The 15,479-nt window shown below is 72.1% G+C and carries 20 protein-coding genes; 9 read left to right on the top strand and 11 right to left on the bottom strand.

Translation table 11 applies throughout. The features are described 5' to 3' along the window. Nucleotides 1-73 precede the first annotated feature (73 nt). A complete protein-coding gene (locus tag AB0M59_RS39955) occupies nt 74-925 on the top strand; it encodes an arylamine N-acetyltransferase (RefSeq protein ID WP_364626140.1) in 852 nt (283 codons plus the stop codon). Nucleotide 926: 1 nt separating this feature from the next. Here AB0M59_RS39955 and AB0M59_RS39950 read toward each other — a convergent pair whose 3' ends face one another. Then, on the bottom strand, nt 927-1,643 hold the full coding sequence (locus AB0M59_RS39950; protein WP_364626137.1) for an aspartate/glutamate racemase family protein: 717 nt from the start codon (nt 1,641-1,643) through the stop codon (nt 927-929). Between AB0M59_RS39950 and AB0M59_RS39945 the strand changes: the two genes are divergently transcribed. Then, nucleotides 1,633-2,481 carry an MBL fold metallo-hydrolase gene (locus AB0M59_RS39945; RefSeq protein WP_364626134.1) on the top strand — a complete coding sequence of 283 codons (849 nt, stop codon included), beginning with the start codon at nt 1,633-1,635 and terminating at the stop codon, nt 2,479-2,481. The two genes, AB0M59_RS39950 and AB0M59_RS39945, sit on opposite strands and share 11 nt — an antisense overlap. A gap of 1 nt (nt 2,482) precedes the next feature. On the opposite strand, the gene AB0M59_RS39940 is transcribed toward AB0M59_RS39945, so the two are convergent. The 3 genes from AB0M59_RS39940 to AB0M59_RS39930 form a co-directional block, all read right to left on the bottom strand. Further along, the gene (locus AB0M59_RS39940; RefSeq protein ID WP_364626129.1) at nt 2,483-3,433 is read right to left on the bottom strand and encodes a cysteine synthase; all 951 of its coding nucleotides are present in this window, start codon (nt 3,431-3,433) and stop codon (nt 2,483-2,485) included. A 3-nt stretch (nt 3,434-3,436) separates the two neighbouring features. Further along, nucleotides 3,437-3,709: a MoaD/ThiS family protein gene (locus AB0M59_RS39935; protein WP_086679767.1), complete on the bottom strand. Its 273-nt coding sequence runs from the start codon at nt 3,707-3,709 to the stop codon at nt 3,437-3,439. 64 nt (nt 3,710-3,773) lie between these two features. Next, complete coding sequence (locus tag AB0M59_RS39930) at nt 3,774-4,181, bottom strand: M67 family metallopeptidase (protein WP_086679765.1); 408 nt, start codon at nt 4,179-4,181, stop codon at nt 3,774-3,776. 81 nt (nt 4,182-4,262) lie between these two features. Here AB0M59_RS39930 and AB0M59_RS39925 point away from each other — a divergent pair, with 81 nt between their 5' ends. Next, the gene (locus tag AB0M59_RS39925) at nt 4,263-4,643 is read left to right on the top strand and encodes a hypothetical protein (RefSeq protein ID WP_364626127.1); all 381 of its coding nucleotides are present in this window, start codon (nt 4,263-4,265) and stop codon (nt 4,641-4,643) included. Here AB0M59_RS39925 and AB0M59_RS39920 read toward each other — a convergent pair. Genes AB0M59_RS39920 through clpS form a run of 3 tightly spaced genes read right to left on the bottom strand, consistent with a single transcriptional unit; the run spans nt 4,628 to nt 6,470 of the window. Continuing rightward, entirely contained in the window at nt 4,628-5,620 is a 993-nt protein-coding gene (locus tag AB0M59_RS39920; protein WP_364626125.1) for a P1 family peptidase, read from the bottom strand. The two genes, AB0M59_RS39925 and AB0M59_RS39920, sit on opposite strands and share 16 nt — an antisense overlap. Then, nucleotides 5,617-6,174 carry a DUF2017 domain-containing protein gene (locus tag AB0M59_RS39915; RefSeq protein ID WP_364626122.1) on the bottom strand — a complete coding sequence of 186 codons (558 nt, stop codon included), beginning with the start codon at nt 6,172-6,174 and terminating at the stop codon, nt 5,617-5,619. The genes AB0M59_RS39920 and AB0M59_RS39915 overlap by 4 nt, the downstream gene beginning before the upstream one ends. Further along, the gene (clpS, locus tag AB0M59_RS39910) at nt 6,171-6,470 is read right to left on the bottom strand and encodes an ATP-dependent Clp protease adapter ClpS (RefSeq protein WP_285476174.1); all 300 of its coding nucleotides are present in this window, start codon (nt 6,468-6,470) and stop codon (nt 6,171-6,173) included. The genes AB0M59_RS39915 and clpS overlap by 4 nt, the downstream gene beginning before the upstream one ends. Before the next feature lie 74 nt (nt 6,471-6,544). Between clpS and AB0M59_RS39905 the strand changes: the two genes are divergently transcribed. The 3 genes from AB0M59_RS39905 to AB0M59_RS39895 are packed head-to-tail and all read left to right on the top strand — an operon-like array spanning nt 6,545 to nt 9,070. Then, nucleotides 6,545-7,846, top strand: coding sequence for a nicotinate phosphoribosyltransferase (locus tag AB0M59_RS39905; RefSeq protein ID WP_364626120.1), 1,302 nt, complete (start codon nt 6,545-6,547; stop codon nt 7,844-7,846). A gap of 13 nt (nt 7,847-7,859) precedes the next feature. Then, nucleotides 7,860-8,429, top strand: a complete 570-nt coding sequence (locus AB0M59_RS39900; RefSeq protein ID WP_364626117.1) for an isochorismatase family protein — start codon at nt 7,860-7,862, stop codon at nt 8,427-8,429. Further along, a complete protein-coding gene (locus AB0M59_RS39895; protein ID WP_364626115.1) occupies nt 8,426-9,070 on the top strand; it encodes a bifunctional 4-hydroxy-2-oxoglutarate aldolase/2-dehydro-3-deoxy-phosphogluconate aldolase in 645 nt (214 codons plus the stop codon). Before AB0M59_RS39900 ends, AB0M59_RS39895 begins: the two co-directional genes overlap by 4 nt. 6 nt (nt 9,071-9,076) lie before the next feature. On the opposite strand, the gene AB0M59_RS39890 is transcribed toward AB0M59_RS39895, so the two are convergent. Then, the gene (locus AB0M59_RS39890; protein ID WP_364626210.1) at nt 9,077-9,694 is read right to left on the bottom strand and encodes a choice-of-anchor P family protein; all 618 of its coding nucleotides are present in this window, start codon (nt 9,692-9,694) and stop codon (nt 9,077-9,079) included. 207 nt (nt 9,695-9,901) lie between these two features. On the opposite strand from AB0M59_RS39890, the gene AB0M59_RS39885 reads away from it, so the two are divergent. From AB0M59_RS39885 to AB0M59_RS39875, 3 genes are all read left to right on the top strand, one after another. Next, on the top strand, nt 9,902-10,489 hold the full coding sequence (locus AB0M59_RS39885; protein WP_364626112.1) for a biotin transporter BioY: 588 nt from the start codon (nt 9,902-9,904) through the stop codon (nt 10,487-10,489). 102 nt (nt 10,490-10,591) lie between these two features. Further along, nucleotides 10,592-12,643 carry an ATP-dependent DNA helicase gene (locus AB0M59_RS39880; protein WP_364626110.1) on the top strand — a complete coding sequence of 684 codons (2,052 nt, stop codon included), beginning with the start codon at nt 10,592-10,594 and terminating at the stop codon, nt 12,641-12,643. A gap of 58 nt (nt 12,644-12,701) precedes the next feature. After that, nucleotides 12,702-13,043: a hypothetical protein gene (locus AB0M59_RS39875; protein WP_364626108.1), complete on the top strand. Its 342-nt coding sequence runs from the start codon at nt 12,702-12,704 to the stop codon at nt 13,041-13,043. Here AB0M59_RS39875 and AB0M59_RS39870 read toward each other — a convergent pair. The 3 genes from AB0M59_RS39870 to serB are packed head-to-tail and all read right to left on the bottom strand — an operon-like array spanning nt 13,040 to nt 15,466. Continuing rightward, nucleotides 13,040-13,444 carry an OsmC family protein gene (locus tag AB0M59_RS39870; protein ID WP_364626105.1) on the bottom strand — a complete coding sequence of 135 codons (405 nt, stop codon included), beginning with the start codon at nt 13,442-13,444 and terminating at the stop codon, nt 13,040-13,042. The two genes, AB0M59_RS39875 and AB0M59_RS39870, sit on opposite strands and share 4 nt — an antisense overlap. A 16-nt stretch (nt 13,445-13,460) precedes the next feature. Further along, a complete protein-coding gene (locus AB0M59_RS39865) occupies nt 13,461-14,240 on the bottom strand; it encodes a peptidyl-tRNA hydrolase (RefSeq protein WP_364626102.1) in 780 nt (259 codons plus the stop codon). Then, nucleotides 14,237-15,466 (bottom strand): phosphoserine phosphatase SerB, encoded by a 1,230-nt coding sequence (serB, locus tag AB0M59_RS39860; protein ID WP_364626100.1) that lies wholly within the window; start codon nt 15,464-15,466, stop codon nt 14,237-14,239. The genes AB0M59_RS39865 and serB overlap by 4 nt, the downstream gene beginning before the upstream one ends. Nucleotides 15,467-15,479 lie beyond the last annotated feature (13 nt).

Here is a 15,479-nt window from a genome sequence, read left to right as displayed (position 1 = left end):
TTCCGCCGGGCGCACCTCGGGTGAAATCCCTGATCCCGGCTTTTTGTCGGTGCCCACCGCTAGCGTCGGCGGCATGGGGAACTTCGACGTTGACGGATACCTGCGGCGGCTCGGCCTCGAAGCGGAGCCGCCGAGCGTGGCCGCGCTGCGGCGGCTGCACGCGGCGCAGGTCGAGCGCGTGCCGTACGAGGCGCTGGAGGTCCAGCTCGGGCGGCCGACGCCGCTGGAGCCGTCGGCGTCGCTCGCCCGGATCCTGCGTGGCCGCGGCGGGTACTGCTACCACCTGAACGGCGCTTTTTCGGCCTTGCTGCGCGAACTCGGCTACCAGGTCACGCGCCACCTCGGCGGCGTGCAGGGCAGTCCGGGCGACGCGCCGAACATCGACCGCAACCACCTGGCGCTGACCGTCGCCGGCGTGCCGGACGAGCCGGAGACGACGTGGCTGGTGGACGCCGGGCTGGGCGACGGCATCCACGAGCCGCTCCCCCTACGGGAAGGCTCGTACGCCCAAGGCCCGCACACCTACCGGTTGCGGCCGTCGGAGGTGGCGCCGGGCGGCTGGCGGTTCGACCACGACCCGTCGGGCAGCTTTTCCGGCTTCGACTTCGCACCGGGTGCGGCGGAGATGACCGACTTCGCGGAGAAGCACGCGTGGCTGTCGACGTCGCCGGAGTCGGGGTTCGTCCGGGTGTGCGTGCTGCAACGGCGGGACGCGGCGGGGGTCGACACCCTGCGGGCGCGAACCCTGAACCGCCACGGCGCCAAGGAGTTCGTCGAGTCCACCGAGGACTGGTGGACGGCGGCGGCCGACGTCTTCGGCATCACCCCCGACCTGTTCACGGCCGGGGAGCGCGAGCGGCTGTGGCGGCAGGTCGTCGCGCAGCACGAAGCCCACGCGAGCGGCGGGCCGGTGGTCGCCGTGTGACTCAGGCGGGCGGCACCGGCAGCGGGGTCTTGCCCAGCGCGAAGTCGACGGCGGCGTCCGCGTGCAGGCGGGTCGTGGGGAAGGTCGGCACCGGGCTGTCGTCCGGGCCGACCAGCAGCTCGATCTCCGTGCACCCGTAGATGACGCCCTCGGCGCCCGCTTCGGCCAGCCGCGCGATCACCTCGCGGTAGGCGGTTCTGGACTCGGGCTTCACCACGCCGAGCACCAGCTCGTCGTAGATGACGCGGTGGACGAGATCCCGGTCTTCGGCGCTCGGCACGAGCACGTCGAGGCCGTGCGCGGCGAGCCGGTCGCGGTAGAACGGCTGCCCCATGGTGAACCCGGTGCCGAGCAGCCCGACCCGCCGGATCCCGGCGGCCTTGACGGCCGCGGCGGTCGCGTCGCCAAGGTGCAACAGCGGGATGCCGAGGCCGTCTTCCAGCTGCTCGGCGACCTTGTGCATGGTGTTGGTGCAGAGCACGACGAAGTCGGCACCGGCCGCTTCGAGCGCACGAGCCGCGCGGTTCAGCTCCGCGCCGGCGTCATCCCAGCGGACTTCGGCCTGCATGGCCTCGATCGCGGCGAAGTCGACGGAGTAGAGCACGGTGTGCGCCGAGTGGAACCCGCCGAGGGCGTCCTTCACCCGTTCGTTCACGAGCCGGTAGTACTCGGCCGAAGATTCCCAGCTCATCCCGCCGAGCAGTCCGATGACCTTCATGCTGTTCAGCATGCCCGAACTGCGCACGGCTTTCGCCGGGGTGTCGAACGTCCTGGTCACCGACGGCACCTCGGCCGTCCTGGTCGACGGCTTCTTCTCGCGGCCGTCCCTGCTGAAGATGGCGACACGCGTGACGCCGGACCGCGGCCGGATCGACGATGCCCTGCGCCGGCTCGCCGTCACGAAGCTCGACGCCGTCCTGGTGGCGCACTCCCACGTCGACCACGTCCTCGACGCTCCGGTCGTCGCCGAGCTGACCGGCGCCACGCTGGCCGGCTCGCCGTCGACCCGGAGGGTCCAGGAGGGGTACGGCCTGGCCGCCGAGCCGTTCCAGGAGCTGGTGCCGGGCAAGCCCGTGGAATTCGGTGCCTTCACCGTGACACCGGTCGACGCCGCGCACAGCGCGGGCGACCGGGTGCCCGGCGAGATCACCGAGCCCGTCCGGTTGCCGGCCAAGGCGAAGGCCTTCAAGACCGGCCGCTGCTACTCGTTCCACATCGCGCACGCGGCCGGGAACGTCCTGGTCCACGCGTCGGCGAACTTCGTGCCCGGAGCGCTCGCCGGCTACTCCGCGGACGTCGTCTACCTCGGCGCCGGAGCGGCGGGCAAGCAGACGGAGGAGTGGCGGGAGCGGTACTGGCGGGAGACCGTCGGTACGCTCACCCCGCGCGTCGTCCGCCCGATCCACTGGGACGCCTTCTGGCGCCCGTTGTCCAAGCCGCTCAAGCTGCTCCCGAAGATGTTCGACGACCTGGGGACGACCATGGCCACCTTCGAACGGCTGGCCGAGGCCGACGGCATCGACCTCGCCCTCCCCGAACTCTGGAAAGCCGAGTGACTCAGGCCCAGAGCTGCCCGTCGAGCCGTTCGGCAGCCTCGTCGAGCGACCCGGCGTAAGCCCCGGTCGAGAGGTACTTCCAGCCGGCGTCCGCGACGACGAAAGCCACGTCCGCCGTCTCGCCGCGGGCAGCGGCCTTCTCGGCCACCGCCAACGCCGCGTGCAGCACCGCGCCCGTCGAGATGCCCGCGAAGATGCCTTCGTTCTCCAGCAACTCCCGGGTCCGCCGCAAAGCGTCGTACGCGCCGACCGAGAACCGGCCGTTGAGAACGCTGGGGTCGTACAGCTCGGGGACGAACCCCTCGTCGAGGTTGCGCAGGCCGTACACCAGCTCGCCGTAGCGGGGCTCGGCCGCGATGACCTGGACGTCCGGCTTCGCCTCGTGCAGGTAGCGGCCGACACCCACCAGGGTGCCGGTCGTGCCGAGGCCGCCGACGAAGTGCGTCAGCGTCGGCAGGTCCTTGAGCAGCTCCGGCCCGGTGCCGCGGTAGTGCGCGTCGGCGTTGGCCGGGTTGCCGTACTGGTAGAGCATCACCCACTCGGGGTTCGCCGCCGCCAGTTCCTTCGCCCGCCGGACGGCCTCGTTCGAGCCACCCGCGGCCGGGGAGAAGACGATCCGCGCGCCGTAGGCCTGCAGCAGCTGCTTGCGCTCGGTCGAGGTGTTCTCCGGCATCACGCAGACCAGCCCGTAGCCCTTGAGCTTGGCGGCCATGGCCAGTGAGATGCCGGTGTTGCCCGACGTCGGCTCCAGGATCGTGGAGCCGCGCCGCAGCTTGCCTTCGCGCTCGGCGGCTTCGATCATGGCCAGCGCGGGGCGGTCCTTGATCGAGCCGGTCGGGTTGCGGTCCTCCAGCTTCGCCCACAGGCGCACGTCGTGCGTGGGCGAGAGCCGGGGCAGCCCGACCAGCGGGGTGCCGCCGAGCGCGTCGAGCAGGGACTCGAAGCGAGCCATCGATCAGCCACCGGCCACGGCGGGGAGGATGGTCAGGGTGTCGCCGTCCTTGACCTCGGCCTCGAGCCCGCCGGCGAAGCGCACGTCCTCGTCGTTGACGTAGACGTTGATGAAGCGGTGCAGCTTCTCCTCCTTCACCAGGCGGCCCTTGATGCCGGCGTGGCGGGACTCGACGTCGTCGATGACCTCGAGGACGGTCGCGCCCTTCGCCTCGACGGACTTCTCGCCGCCGGTGTGGGTGCGCAGGATCGTCGGGATGGAGACGGTCACGGCCATGGGTTCTTACCTCCGGTGGGTTCTTTAACGCAGACGCCGATGGCGCGGCGGTTTATTCCGAGGGTCAGTCGACGATCTCGACCGGCTCCTCGGTGATCTCGGCGTCCACGATCCGGTACGACCGGAACTCGTGCACTTCGGGTTCGCGGGTGGAGACGAGCACGTAGTGCGCGTCCGGCTCGGCCGCGATGTTCGCGTCGGTACGCGACGGGTAGGCCTCGGTCGCGGTGTGCGAGTGGTAGATCACCACGGGCACCTCGTCGTTGGCGGCCATCTCGCGGTAGAGCTTGAGCAGGTCACCGGAGTCGAACTCGTAGAACGTCGGTGACCGGGCGGCGTTCAGCATGGGGATGAACCGTTCGGGCGAGTCCGACCCTTCGGGCCCGGCGATGACGCCGCACGCCTCGTCGGGGTGGTCACGGCGGGCATGGGCGACGATCTCGTCGACGAGTTCACGGCGGATCCGGAGCACACCGACATCTTAGGTGGTGGACACAAGCTGTCCAGATGATGAGATATACCGCTCACCAGGCGTTCCTGGGAGACTGGGCCCGTGCCGCTGTCGTCGAAAGTCCGCGATCGGTGCCGGATGTACCTCGGCACGGACGAGCGGATCCAGTACGTGATCCCGGGGATGTCGCTGTACGTCAACCGCTCGCGCATGCGCGTCGGGTTCCTGGTCATGGTGACCGACCGGCACGTGACGCTGCTGGCCTGCAGCCGCTGGACCCTGAACCGCCCGAAGCAGATCTGGGAGCGCCTGCCGCGCACCACCGAGCTGGGGCCGCTGGAGATCCACCCGTCGCTCGGCCCGATCCTGTCCGTCGGCGGGATCGACCTGGAGATCGACGAGGAGTACGTGAGCGCGGTGCGCGCCGCGAACCTCGAGATCACGGACGACGCCCTGCCCGAAGACCCCTATCCGGGCGGCTGACCGAACGCTTCCGGCCAGACGTCCCGGTAAGCCGGCACCCCGCCGGCCGTCGTCGCCGCCAGGAGGCCGTGCACCATCGCCCGCGCGAACACCCGCGCCGCCGCCGAGCACAGCGCGTCCAACGCCGCCGGGCGCGCCGCCGCGCCGAACGGGCCGCTCGCTTCCGGCAGCTCGCGGGCGCCCGTGGCCAGCGCGAACACCGTGTCGCCGTCGAACATCGTGTGGGCCGGGCGCACCGCGCGCGCCAGCCCGTCCTGGGCCGCGACGGCGATCCGCCGCGCCTCGGCCTTCGACAGCGCCGCGTCCACCGCGACCACGCCGATCGTCGTGTTCAGGTCGGTCGCGCGAGAAGGCAGCGAAGCGGCGCGCGAAGGCCACGTCACGCCGAAGTCGCCGTGGTCGGCCGCGTACGCCCGGCCCGTCGAGAGGTCCACGGCCTCGCCCGCCGCGTTGACCGCCGCGAGCGCCCCGACCGTGTACTCGCCGACGACCTCGCTCGCGGAACCGATCCCGCCCTTCAACGAACCCACGGCCGCCCCCGCGCCCGCGCCGACCGTCCCCTGCGCGAAGGAATCCGAAGCCGCTTCGCAGGCCTCGTAGCCGAAGGACGCGTCAGGGCGGTTGCCCCACTCGCTGCGCGGCAGGTCGAACAGCACCGCCGCGGGCACGATCGGCACGACCTCGTGCGGCCGCGTCCCCACCGGGAAACCCAGGTTCCGCTCGGCCAGCCACCGCATGACGCCGTCGGCCGCGGCCAGCCCGTACGCGCTCCCGCCGGACAGACAGATCGCGTTGACCCGCTGCACCAGGTTCTCCGGCTCCAGCAGGTTCGTCTCGCGCGTGCCGGGCGCGCCGCCGCGCTGGTCGACGGCACCGACCGCGCCGTCGGGCACCAGGACCACCGTCGTCCCGGTCGCCCAGCCGTCGCCGACCCGCTCGTGGTGCCCGACCAGGACCCCCGGCACGTCGGTGATCATCCGGTCAGCGCCTGGATCAGCGTCTCCTGCACCCAGGTCAGCCAGTGGTAGACGCCCAGGTGCGGCGCCCGCGGGTCGTCCTCGGGCAGCTCGTCGGGCATGTCGTCGCTGACGTCGAGCGCGGTGCCGAGCGCCAGCCGGACGTCGTTGAGCGCACCCAGCCAGGCATCGGCCTGCTCCTCGGTCAGCCGGACGTGGCCGCCGTCCCGGGGCAGCGTGTCGAGCACGATCTTGGCCACGCCGACCTTCATGTCCAGCAGTTCCGGCTCGTGCAGCGAACGCATCGCCGCGGCGGAGTCGAGGTCCTCGCGGGTCGGGTTGTCCGGGTCGAGCTTGTGGAAGTCGGGGAGCAGCCGCGAAAGCACCGGGTCGTCGGGCGACTCGGTCGGCCCGATCCGGATGCCGGTCAGCTCGGCGAGCTCGTCCTGCGGCGCCTCCTCGGCGCGCGCGGTGAGCATGTCCTCGAGCTGGCTGACCAGCCCGCGCAGCACCGCCGCCTCCTGCTGCTCGAAGCCCGCGTGGATCACCGCGCCCTTGCGCCGCCAGCCGTTCACGAGGTCTGCTCCATCGTCGCCCAGAGGCCCGCCGCGTGGAGTTTCGCCACGTCGGTCTCCACCTTCTCCTTGGTGCCGGACGAGACGATCGCCTTGCCCTTGTGGTGCACGTCCAGCATGAGCTTGGTGGCGTGGTCGCGCCCGTACCCGAACAGCTTCTGGAAGACGTACGTGACGTACGACATCAGGTTGACCGGGTCGTTCCACACCACGGTCCGCCAGGGTGTGTCCGACTCGGCGACCTCGGCACCGGCCGGCTCGACCTGCGTCTGCTCGGCTGCGACAGGCATGGACATGCACCCCATGGTGTCACGGGGGCGACAGGGTACGCCGCGCCAGGTCCGGCCATGTGGGTGAATAGGCTGACCCCATGGGTTCACCGGAGCCGGCGACGGCCAGCACTGCGCTGCTCACCGACCACTACGAGCTGACCATGCTGGGCAGCGCGCTCGCCGACGGGACGGCGGAGCGGCCCTGCGTGTTCGAGGCCTTCGCCCGGCGACTGCCGGACGGGCGCCGCTACGGCGTCGTCGCAGGTACCGCCCGCGTCCTGGACGCGATCGCGGACTTCCGCTTCACCGACGCCGAACTGACGCAGCTGGAAGCCACCGCCGTCGTCGACGACGCGACGCTGTCCTGGCTCGCCGGTTACGAGTTCTCGGGTGACATCGACGGCTACCCCGAAGGGGAGCTGTACTTCCCGGGCTCGCCGTTGCTCACCGTCACCGGCTCGTTTGCCGAGTGCGTACTGCTCGAGACACTGGTGCTGTCGATCCTCAACCACGACAGCGCGATCGCCTCCGCGGCGGCCCGGATGTCCGGGGCCGCGCACGGCCGGCCGATCATCGAGATGGGCGGGCGCCGCACGCACGAGTACGCCGCGGTGGCGGCGGCGCGGTCCGCCTACCTGGCCGGCTTCGCGACGACGTCCAACCTCGAGGCCGGCCGCCGCTACGGGATCCCGACCCGCGGCACCGTCGCGCACGCCTTCATGCTGCTGCACGACAGCGAAGAGGCGGCCTTCCGCGCGCAGGTCGACAAGATGGGCGCGGACACCACGCTGCTCGTCGACACCTACGACATCACCGCCGGCATCGAGACCGCGGTCCGCGTCGCCGGGCCGGAGCTGGGCGCGATCCGGATCGACTCGGGCGACGTCGGCCCGCTCGCCCGCCGCGCCCGCGAGCAGCTGGACTCCCTCGGCGCGAAGGACACCCGGATCGTCGTCTCCGGCGACCTCGACGAGCACGCCATCGCGGCGTTGCGCGCGGAGCCCGTGGACGCGTACGGCGTCGGCACGTCGGTGGTCACCGGGTCCGGCGCGCCGACCGCCGGGATGGTCTACAAGCTGGTCGAGGTGGACGGCAAGCCGGTCGCGAAGCGCAGTGCCCACAAGGAGTCCCGCGGCGGCCGCAAGTCCGCGCTGCGGCGCCACCGCAGTACCGGAACGGCGGTCGAAGAGGTCGTCTGGACCACGGCGGGCGGCGCGCCCGAGGCCGACGCGAACGACCGGCCGCTGCAGATCCCGTTGATCCGCGCTGGCCGCGCGGAGGCGGACCTGCCTACGCTCGACGACGCGAGGCAGCGGCTGCGCCGCGGCCTGGTCAGCCTGCCGTGGGAGGGTCTCAAGCTCTCGCACGGCGAGCCCGCCATCCCGACGCTGTTCCACTGAGAGGAGTCCGGCCATGGCGACCGCGCTGATCGTGGTGGACGTGCAGAACGACTTCTGCGAAGGGGGCTCGCTGGCCGTCGCGGGCGGCGCGGCGGCCGCTTCGACGATCTCGGAGCTGAGCCTCAACGGCGGCTACTCGTACGTGGTGGCCACCCGTGACCACCACATCGACCCGGGCGCCCACTTCAGCGACACCCCGGACTTCAAGGAAAGCTGGCCGCCGCACTGCGTGGCCGGCACGCCGGGCGCGTCGTTCCACCCCGCGCTCGACGTCGTCCCGATCGGCGAGGTCTTCTCCAAGGGCGAGTACAGCGCGGCCTACTCCGGCTTCGAGGGCGCGTCCCGGGACGGCAAGTCCCTGGAGACCTGGCTGCGCGAGCACGACGTGACCGACGTCGACGTCGTCGGCATCGCCACCGACTACTGCGTGCGGGCGACGGCGCTCGACGCGGCGCGGGCCGGGTTCGGCGTGCGGGTCCTGCTCGACCACACGGCCGGGATCGCGCGTGCTTCGGTCGCCAGCACCCTGCGGGACTTCGACGAAGCCGGTGTCACGCACACCGGAACGGCGCACGTCGCGTGAAGGACCTGCAAGCTCTTCTGGCCGAGCACCGGCTGGTCGCGATCCTGCGCGCGATGGATGCGTCGCGCTTCGCCGACGCGGCGATGGTGCTGCACGCGGCGGGCATCCGCCTGCTCGAAGCGACGCTGACGACGCCGGGCGCGCCCGCCGCGATCACGGCGCTGCGCCTGGCGCTCGGCGACGACGCGCTGATCGGCGCGGGCAGCGTCCGCGAACCGTCCGATGTGGACATCGCGGTCGACGCGGGCGCCGCCTACCTGATCACGCCGACGGTCAACCCGGCGGTTCTGGAACGCGCCGCCGAGCGGGACACCCCGGTGGTCTGCGGCGCGCTGACGCCGACGGAGATCGACCAGGCCTGGCGCCTCGGCGCGGCCGCGGTCAAGGTGTTCCCGGTCGCGGCGGTGGGCGGGGTCGCCTACCTGCGGGCGATCCGGGCCCCGCTGCCGGACGTCCCGCTGGTCCCGACCGGCGGCATCCACCTGGCCGACGTCGAGGGCTACCTGCGCGCGGGCGCGATCGCGGTGGCCGCGGCGACGCCATTGCTCGGCGACGCGCTCTCGCCCAGCGGGAGCCTCCCTGACCTCGCGACCCGCGCCGGCGAGTTCGTCGCGGCAGCCGCCCGCTTCACCACCGCCTGAGCGGCGCTACTTCTTGCCGAACGGGTCGCAGGCGGCCGTGCCCAGGTAGATGTCCCCGCTCGCCGGGCCGCCCTGCGGGAACAGCTCGATGTGCAGCGCGTGCGTCACCAGGCTGCCGTCCGGTGGCTGGGGCGTCACGGTCTCGTTGAGGATCACCGTCGCCAGCGCGGTGCCGGCCGGCCCGCCCGGGATGACGATCCGGTCGTTCGGCGGGATCTGCGCGGGCACGGTGATCCCCTCGACCGTGCCGATCGAGACCTCGCCGAGGCTGCCGGTGGCCGTCGTCGCGCACTTCGCCGAGAAGGTGCGCACGGAAAGCGCCGGGCCGCCGTAGCGCTTCAGCACGGTGGTCTCGAACCGGTGCCCGGACGCCTGCGCGATCGACACCGCGTCCGAGCGCCCGCAGCTGGCCTCGCCGGTGCCGAACGCCGCGACGTCGCCCGTCGCGCCCCCCTGCGTCCGGGCGCTGTAAGGACCGTCGACGGTGCATTTCGCCAGCTCACCGGTGACGACGTGCTCGTTGTCGACGGTCACGTCGACCGAGCCGGAAGACGCCCATCCGGTGGACGTGACGGGCGCGGCGGCGACCAGGAGCGGGACGGCCAGCGTCGTCACCGCCAGCAACCGGAATGTCCTCTTCCTGGCGTTTCGCATGCACCGGCCTCCTCGGTTCCGTGACAGTTCGTAGTTACCCCCTTCGTCATCGGCAGGTCCGGGGCCTTCCCTGATCGGGTCCACCCGGACGGGTGGCCGGTGAGGAACGCAACTTCCGGGGTTTTTCCGGGGGTAACGAGCGTTAACCTCGGTCGTCCGCTCACCCAGGGAGGTTCTGTGTCTTCGCTGTCCTTCGCCGGCAAACGGCCCGTGCTGGCCGACCTCGTGCCCGGCTCCCTCGTCCGGGACATCGCGCTGGTCGCCGGCGGTGCCGTGCTCACCGGCGCCGCCGCGCAGCTGACCATCCCGGTGCCGGGCAGCCCGGTGCCGATGACCGGCCAGACGTTCGCCGCGCTGCTCGTCGGCGCTTCGCTCGGCATGTCGCGCGGTGCCGCGTCGATGCTGGTGTACCTGCTGGTCGGCGCCGTGGGCGTGCCGTGGTTCCAGCACGGCACCGCGGGCCTGTCCGGCGCGAGCGCCGGCTACATCGTCGGGTTCGTCTTCGCCGGCGCGCTCGTCGGCGCCCTCGCCCGCCGCGGCGGCGACCGGACGCCGGTGCGCACCGCGGGCACCATGGTGCTCGGCAACGTCGTGATCTACGCGTTCGGCGTGCCGTGGCTGATGGCGTCGACCGGGTTCGACCTGTCGACCGCGTTCGCCAAGGGCGTGACGCCGTTCCTGATCGGCGACGCGATCAAGATCGTCGTGGCCGCCAGCCTGCTGCCGCTGACCTGGAAGCTGGTCTCGGGCCGCACCGAGAACTGACGGCTCGCGGGGGACCTTCCACGCGGGAGGTCCCTCGCGGCGCGAGTGGCCCGTTCGCGACGGATCACCGATCCTGTCGGCGGTGGCGGCTAATGTGTCGCTGTGCCCGCCCGAACTGATTTCCCCGGCGTCCTCGAGCTCCTCACCCACGCGGTGGAGTCCGTCGGGGGTGCCGAACGCCCAGGGCAGGTCGAGATGGCGGACGCCGTCGGCCGCGCCATCCGCACCGGCGAGCACCTGGCCGTGCAGGCCGGCACCGGCACCGGCAAGTCCTTGGCCTACCTCGTTCCCGCGATCCGCCACGCCGTCGAGAAGGAAGCCACCGTCGTGGTCTCCACGGCGACGATCGCGTTGCAGCGCCAGCTCGTCGACCGCGACCTCCCGCGCCTCGCGAAGGCGCTGAAGAAGCCCCTCGGCCGCGAACCGACCTTCGCGATCCTCAAGGGCCGCCGCAACTACATGTGCCTGCACCGCCTGGACTCCGGCGCGCCGGACGAGCCGGAGGACGCCCAGCTCTTCGACCCGTTCGCGGTGTCGCGGCTGGGCAAGGAGGTCACCCGGCTGCGGGAGTGGGCGTCGGACACCGAAACCGGCGACCGCGACGAGCTCGTCCCCGGCGTGACGGACCAGGCGTGGCGCCAGGTGTCCGTGACCGCAAGGGAATGCCTCGGCGCGTCGCGCTGTCCGATCGGCACGGACTGCTTCGCCGAGAAGGCCCGCGCCGAAGCCGGCCGCGCCGACGTCATCATCACCAACCACGCGCTGCTGGCGATCGACGCCCTGCAGGGCTACCAGGTCCTGCCGGACCACGACGTCGTGATCATCGACGAGGCGCACGACCTCGTCGACCGCGTCACCTCCGTCGCCACCGGCGAGCTGACCAGCGCGATGTGCGCGTCGGCCGCGCGCCGCTGCGGCAAGCTGATCGACGCCGACGTCGCCGACGGCCTCCTGGAGGCGGGTGACGGGCTGGCGCTGATCGTCGACGACCTGCCCTCGGGCCGGATGGACGAGCTGCCGCAACCGCTGAAGGGCGCCATCCCGGCGATCCGCGACGCCGCGCACCGGTGCATCACGTCGCTGGGGTCCGACCGCAAGGAGGACGTCGAGGGGGCCACCGCGCGCAAGCTGGCGCGCTCGCTGCTCGACGAGGTGCACGACACCGCGGTCCGGCTGCTGGAGGCGTTCGACGACGACCAGGCGCACCAGCGCGACGTCGTCTGGCTCTCCAACGACAAGTACTCGTCGAGCCCGCGGCCGCCGGCGCTGAAGGTGGCGCCGCTGGGCGTCGCCGGGTTGCTGCGCGAGCGCGTCTTCAACCAGCACACCACGGTCCTCACGTCGGCGACACTGACCCTGGGCGGCACGTTCGACACCATGGCGCGCCAGTGGGGCCTCCCGCCGGGCGCGCCTCACGTAGAGAAGGCGCCGGGAGCCGCGACGGACAAGGAAGCGCCGTCCGACACCGATTCCGGCCCGAAGTGGACCGGCCTGGACGTCGGCTCGCCGTTCGACCACAAGCGCAACGGCATCCTCTACCTGGCCAAGCACCTGCCGCCGCCGGGGCGCGACGGACTCGCGACGTCCACAATGGACGAACTGGCCGAGCTGATCGAGGCCGCGGGCGGCCGCACGCTGGGGCTGTTCTCCTCGATGCGCGCGGCCAAGCAGGCGGCCGAGGAGATGCGCGGGCGGCTCGACTTCCCGATCCTCTGCCAGGGCGAGGACGCGACGTCGCTGCTGGTCCAGAAGTTCTCCGAGGACGTCCGCACGTGCCTGTTCGGCACGCTCAGCCTGTGGCAGGGCGTCGACGTGCCCGGGCCGTCGCTGCAACTCGTGGTGGTCGACCGGATCCCGTTCCCGCGCCCGGACGACCCCGTCTCCTCGGCGCGCCAGCGTGCGGTGGAAGCCCGCGGCGGCAACGGGTTCCTCACCGTGGCGGCGACGCACGCGGCGCTGCTGCTGGCGCAGGGCACCGGGCGGCTGCACCGGTCGGTCTCCGACCGCGGCGTGGTCGCGGTGCTGGATTCGCGGCTCGCGAACGCTCGCTACGGCGGATTCCTCCGTGCCTCGCTGCCGCCGTTCTGGCCGACGATGGACCCGAAGGTGGCGCGCGACGCGTTGCGCAGGCTGGACGCAGCCGCGCCCGCGTGACGCGGTCCACAACACCGCCCGGTACGGTGAAGCAACCGAAGCGACAAGGGAGCACCGGTTGACCCAGGATTCGTCCAGCGCACAGTCCCGGACCGTCAGTGTCGACGACACCGGCGTGCGGCGGCGGCTCGCGGACGGCAGCGAAGAAGCTGTCACGTGGGCGGCTCTGTCGTCGGTGATGGTCCGCGTGATTCCCGACGGCCCGTGGAACGAAGACGTGTTCTTCATGCTGGTGGGAACGGACGGCAAGGGCACGGCGGTGCCGAGCGGCGACCCGGCGGCCGACGCGCTGATCGAGCGCCTGCAGTCCCTGCCCGGCTTCGACAACGAGAAGTTCATCGAGGCCATGACGACCGACGCCGACCAGGCCTACGTGGTCTGGGAGTCCAGCGAGAACTAGGCGGCGGGGAACTCCTCCGTCACCGGAATCCCCTTCTTGAGCGTCCGGCTCACCGTGCAGAGCCGCTCGATCGCGCGATCCACGGCACCGGCCAGCGCCTCCCGCTGATCCGCCGCCAAAGTCGACACGTCGACATCGAAGGCGACGTGCACGGCGTCCAGCTCCGAAGCACCCTCACGCCGGTCGGCGCCGACGGTCACGCGGAACTTCGCGTCTTCGCCCACCCGCCGCGTGATCAGCTCTTCGGCGGTCACCGCGCTGCAGCCCGCGGCCGCGATCTGCAGCAGCTCCGCGGGCGAGAACGCCCCTTCGGCGCCGTTGCGGCCCAGCCGCACCTCGGCGCCCCGCTCGTTGCGGCCGACGAAGGAGTGCTTGCCGTCCCGCTGTACTTCGAGTCCCATCCCCGCTCCAACCCGGTCAGGCAACCGCTTGTTCCGGCGCCCACTGGGCAAGAACCGTGAGCGTGCCCGGATCGACCTCGGTGAACCCGGCGTCCCGGACGGCGACGACGTGATCGCGCCGCCACGCGCCTTCGGGGTCGTCGCCGGGATGCAGTTCCTTCCACCGCGCGACGCTCGCCGTGCGCACGGCGGTCCGGTAGCCCCGCGCGGCCCAGGCGGCTCGACGGTCGTCGTCCAGCAGCGCGGCGAGGATCATCGTGGCGTGCCCGACCTGCGCGGCGGCCTTGCCGACGGTCATCGGCGCGTGCGGGTTGAGCAGGAGCAGCGGCACGCCGGCGGGCGGCGGCCCGGGCTCGTCGGGTGGCAGTTCGCTGCCCGAGATCTGCAGTCGCGAGACCTCCTTGGGGGCCTCGGTGACCAGGCCCGGCACGAGGGCCCGCGCCTCGGCGCCGTCGATCTCGACCGTGATGCCCGGCAGGTCCTGGACGGCAGCCCAGTGCGCGCCGCGCGCCCGCCGCGCGACCTTGCGGATCCGGTTGTCGAGCCACGCGTGCATCGGCTCGGCCCACTCGCCGCCGGGTTCGGCGCGCTCGTCGAGGCAGACGGCCAGCGCGGCGGCCGCCGCGGCCTCCAGCAGCGGCGTGCGGCCCGGCGGCTCGGCCCGCTCGATGCGCAGGATCACCGGCATCGCCCGGACTTCCTCGGGCAACTCGTCCGAAGTGTCCGACGTGTCTTCGGCCGGGAGCCCCAGCCAGTAGGCGTAGCGGGCGCCCAGGGGGTCGAGAACGCTGCTCACGGACGCATCAGCTCGAGCCCGTCGGCGGCGTCGGCCGCCTCGACCTCGCCGCGGGTGAGGCCGAGCACGAACAGCACGGCGTCCAGGTACGGGTGCGAAAGCGCGGTGTCGGCCACCTCGCGCAGGGCGGGCTTGGCGTTGAACGCGACGCCCATGCCCGCCGCCGACAGCATGTCGATGTCGTTGGCCCCGTCCCCGACCGCGACGCACTGCTCCAGCGGGATGTCGTACTCGCCGGCGAAGCGGCGAAGCACCTTCGCCTTGCCGGCGCGGTCGACGACGTCCCCGACCACGCGCCCGGTGAGCTTGCCGTCGACGATCTCGAGCTCGTTCGCCGCCGCGAAGTCGAGGCCGAGCTCTTCCACCAGACCACCGATGACCTGCGTGAACCCGCCGGACACCACGCCGGTCTTGAACCCCATCCGCTTGAGCGTGCGGATCGTCGTGCGGGCGCCCGGGGTCAGCTCGATCGACGCGGCGACCTCGTCGATCGCCGAGGCGGGCAGGCCCTCCAGCAGCGCGACCCGGCGTTCCAGCGATTCCGTGAAGTTGAGTTCGCCACGCATGGCGGCTTCGGTGATCTCGCGGATCTCGGGCTCGACGCCGGCGTGGGCACCCAGCATCTCGATGACCTCGCCCTGGATGAGCGTCGAGTCGACGTCGAAGACGACCAGCCGCTTCGCCCGGCGCGTGATCCCGGCCCGCTCGACGGCGATGTCGACACCCACCTCGACCGCGGCGTCGGCGAGCTCCGAGCGCAGCGCGGCGTCGGCTTCCGGAGTGTCCCGGTCGACCGAGACGTACAGCTCCAGCCCGGTCACCGGGTAGTCGGCGACGCTGCGGATCGCGTCGATGTTGACGCCGAGCGACGCCAGCCGGCGCGCGACCTCCGAGAAGCCCCGCGCGGTGACCGGGCGGCCCAGCACCACCAGCACGTGGGTGGAGTCACGGCGGCCCAGCGCGAACGGGTCCTCCCCGATCGCCGAGCCGATCTTGACGTCGACCTGCATGCCGACGGAGGCCAGCGCCTGCTCGACCGACTCCTGCAAACCCTCCGGATCGCGGTACACACCGGCGAGCACGCCGAGCACGAGCTGCCCGCGGATGACGACCTGCTCGACGTCGAGCACGTCGACGTCGTGGCGGGTCAGCACGGCGAACAGCACGGATGAGACACCCGGCTTGTCCGGGCCGGTGGTCGTGATCAGGACGGGGGTCTGGGTCACTGGTCATCCCTCG

Source organism: Amycolatopsis sp. NPDC051371 (genome assembly GCF_040682155.1).
Classification (GTDB): Bacteria; Actinomycetota; Actinomycetes; order Mycobacteriales; family Pseudonocardiaceae; genus Amycolatopsis.
The sequence above is the reverse complement of the archived record's forward strand: the minus strand, read 5'-3'. Positions and strand labels throughout refer to the sequence as shown.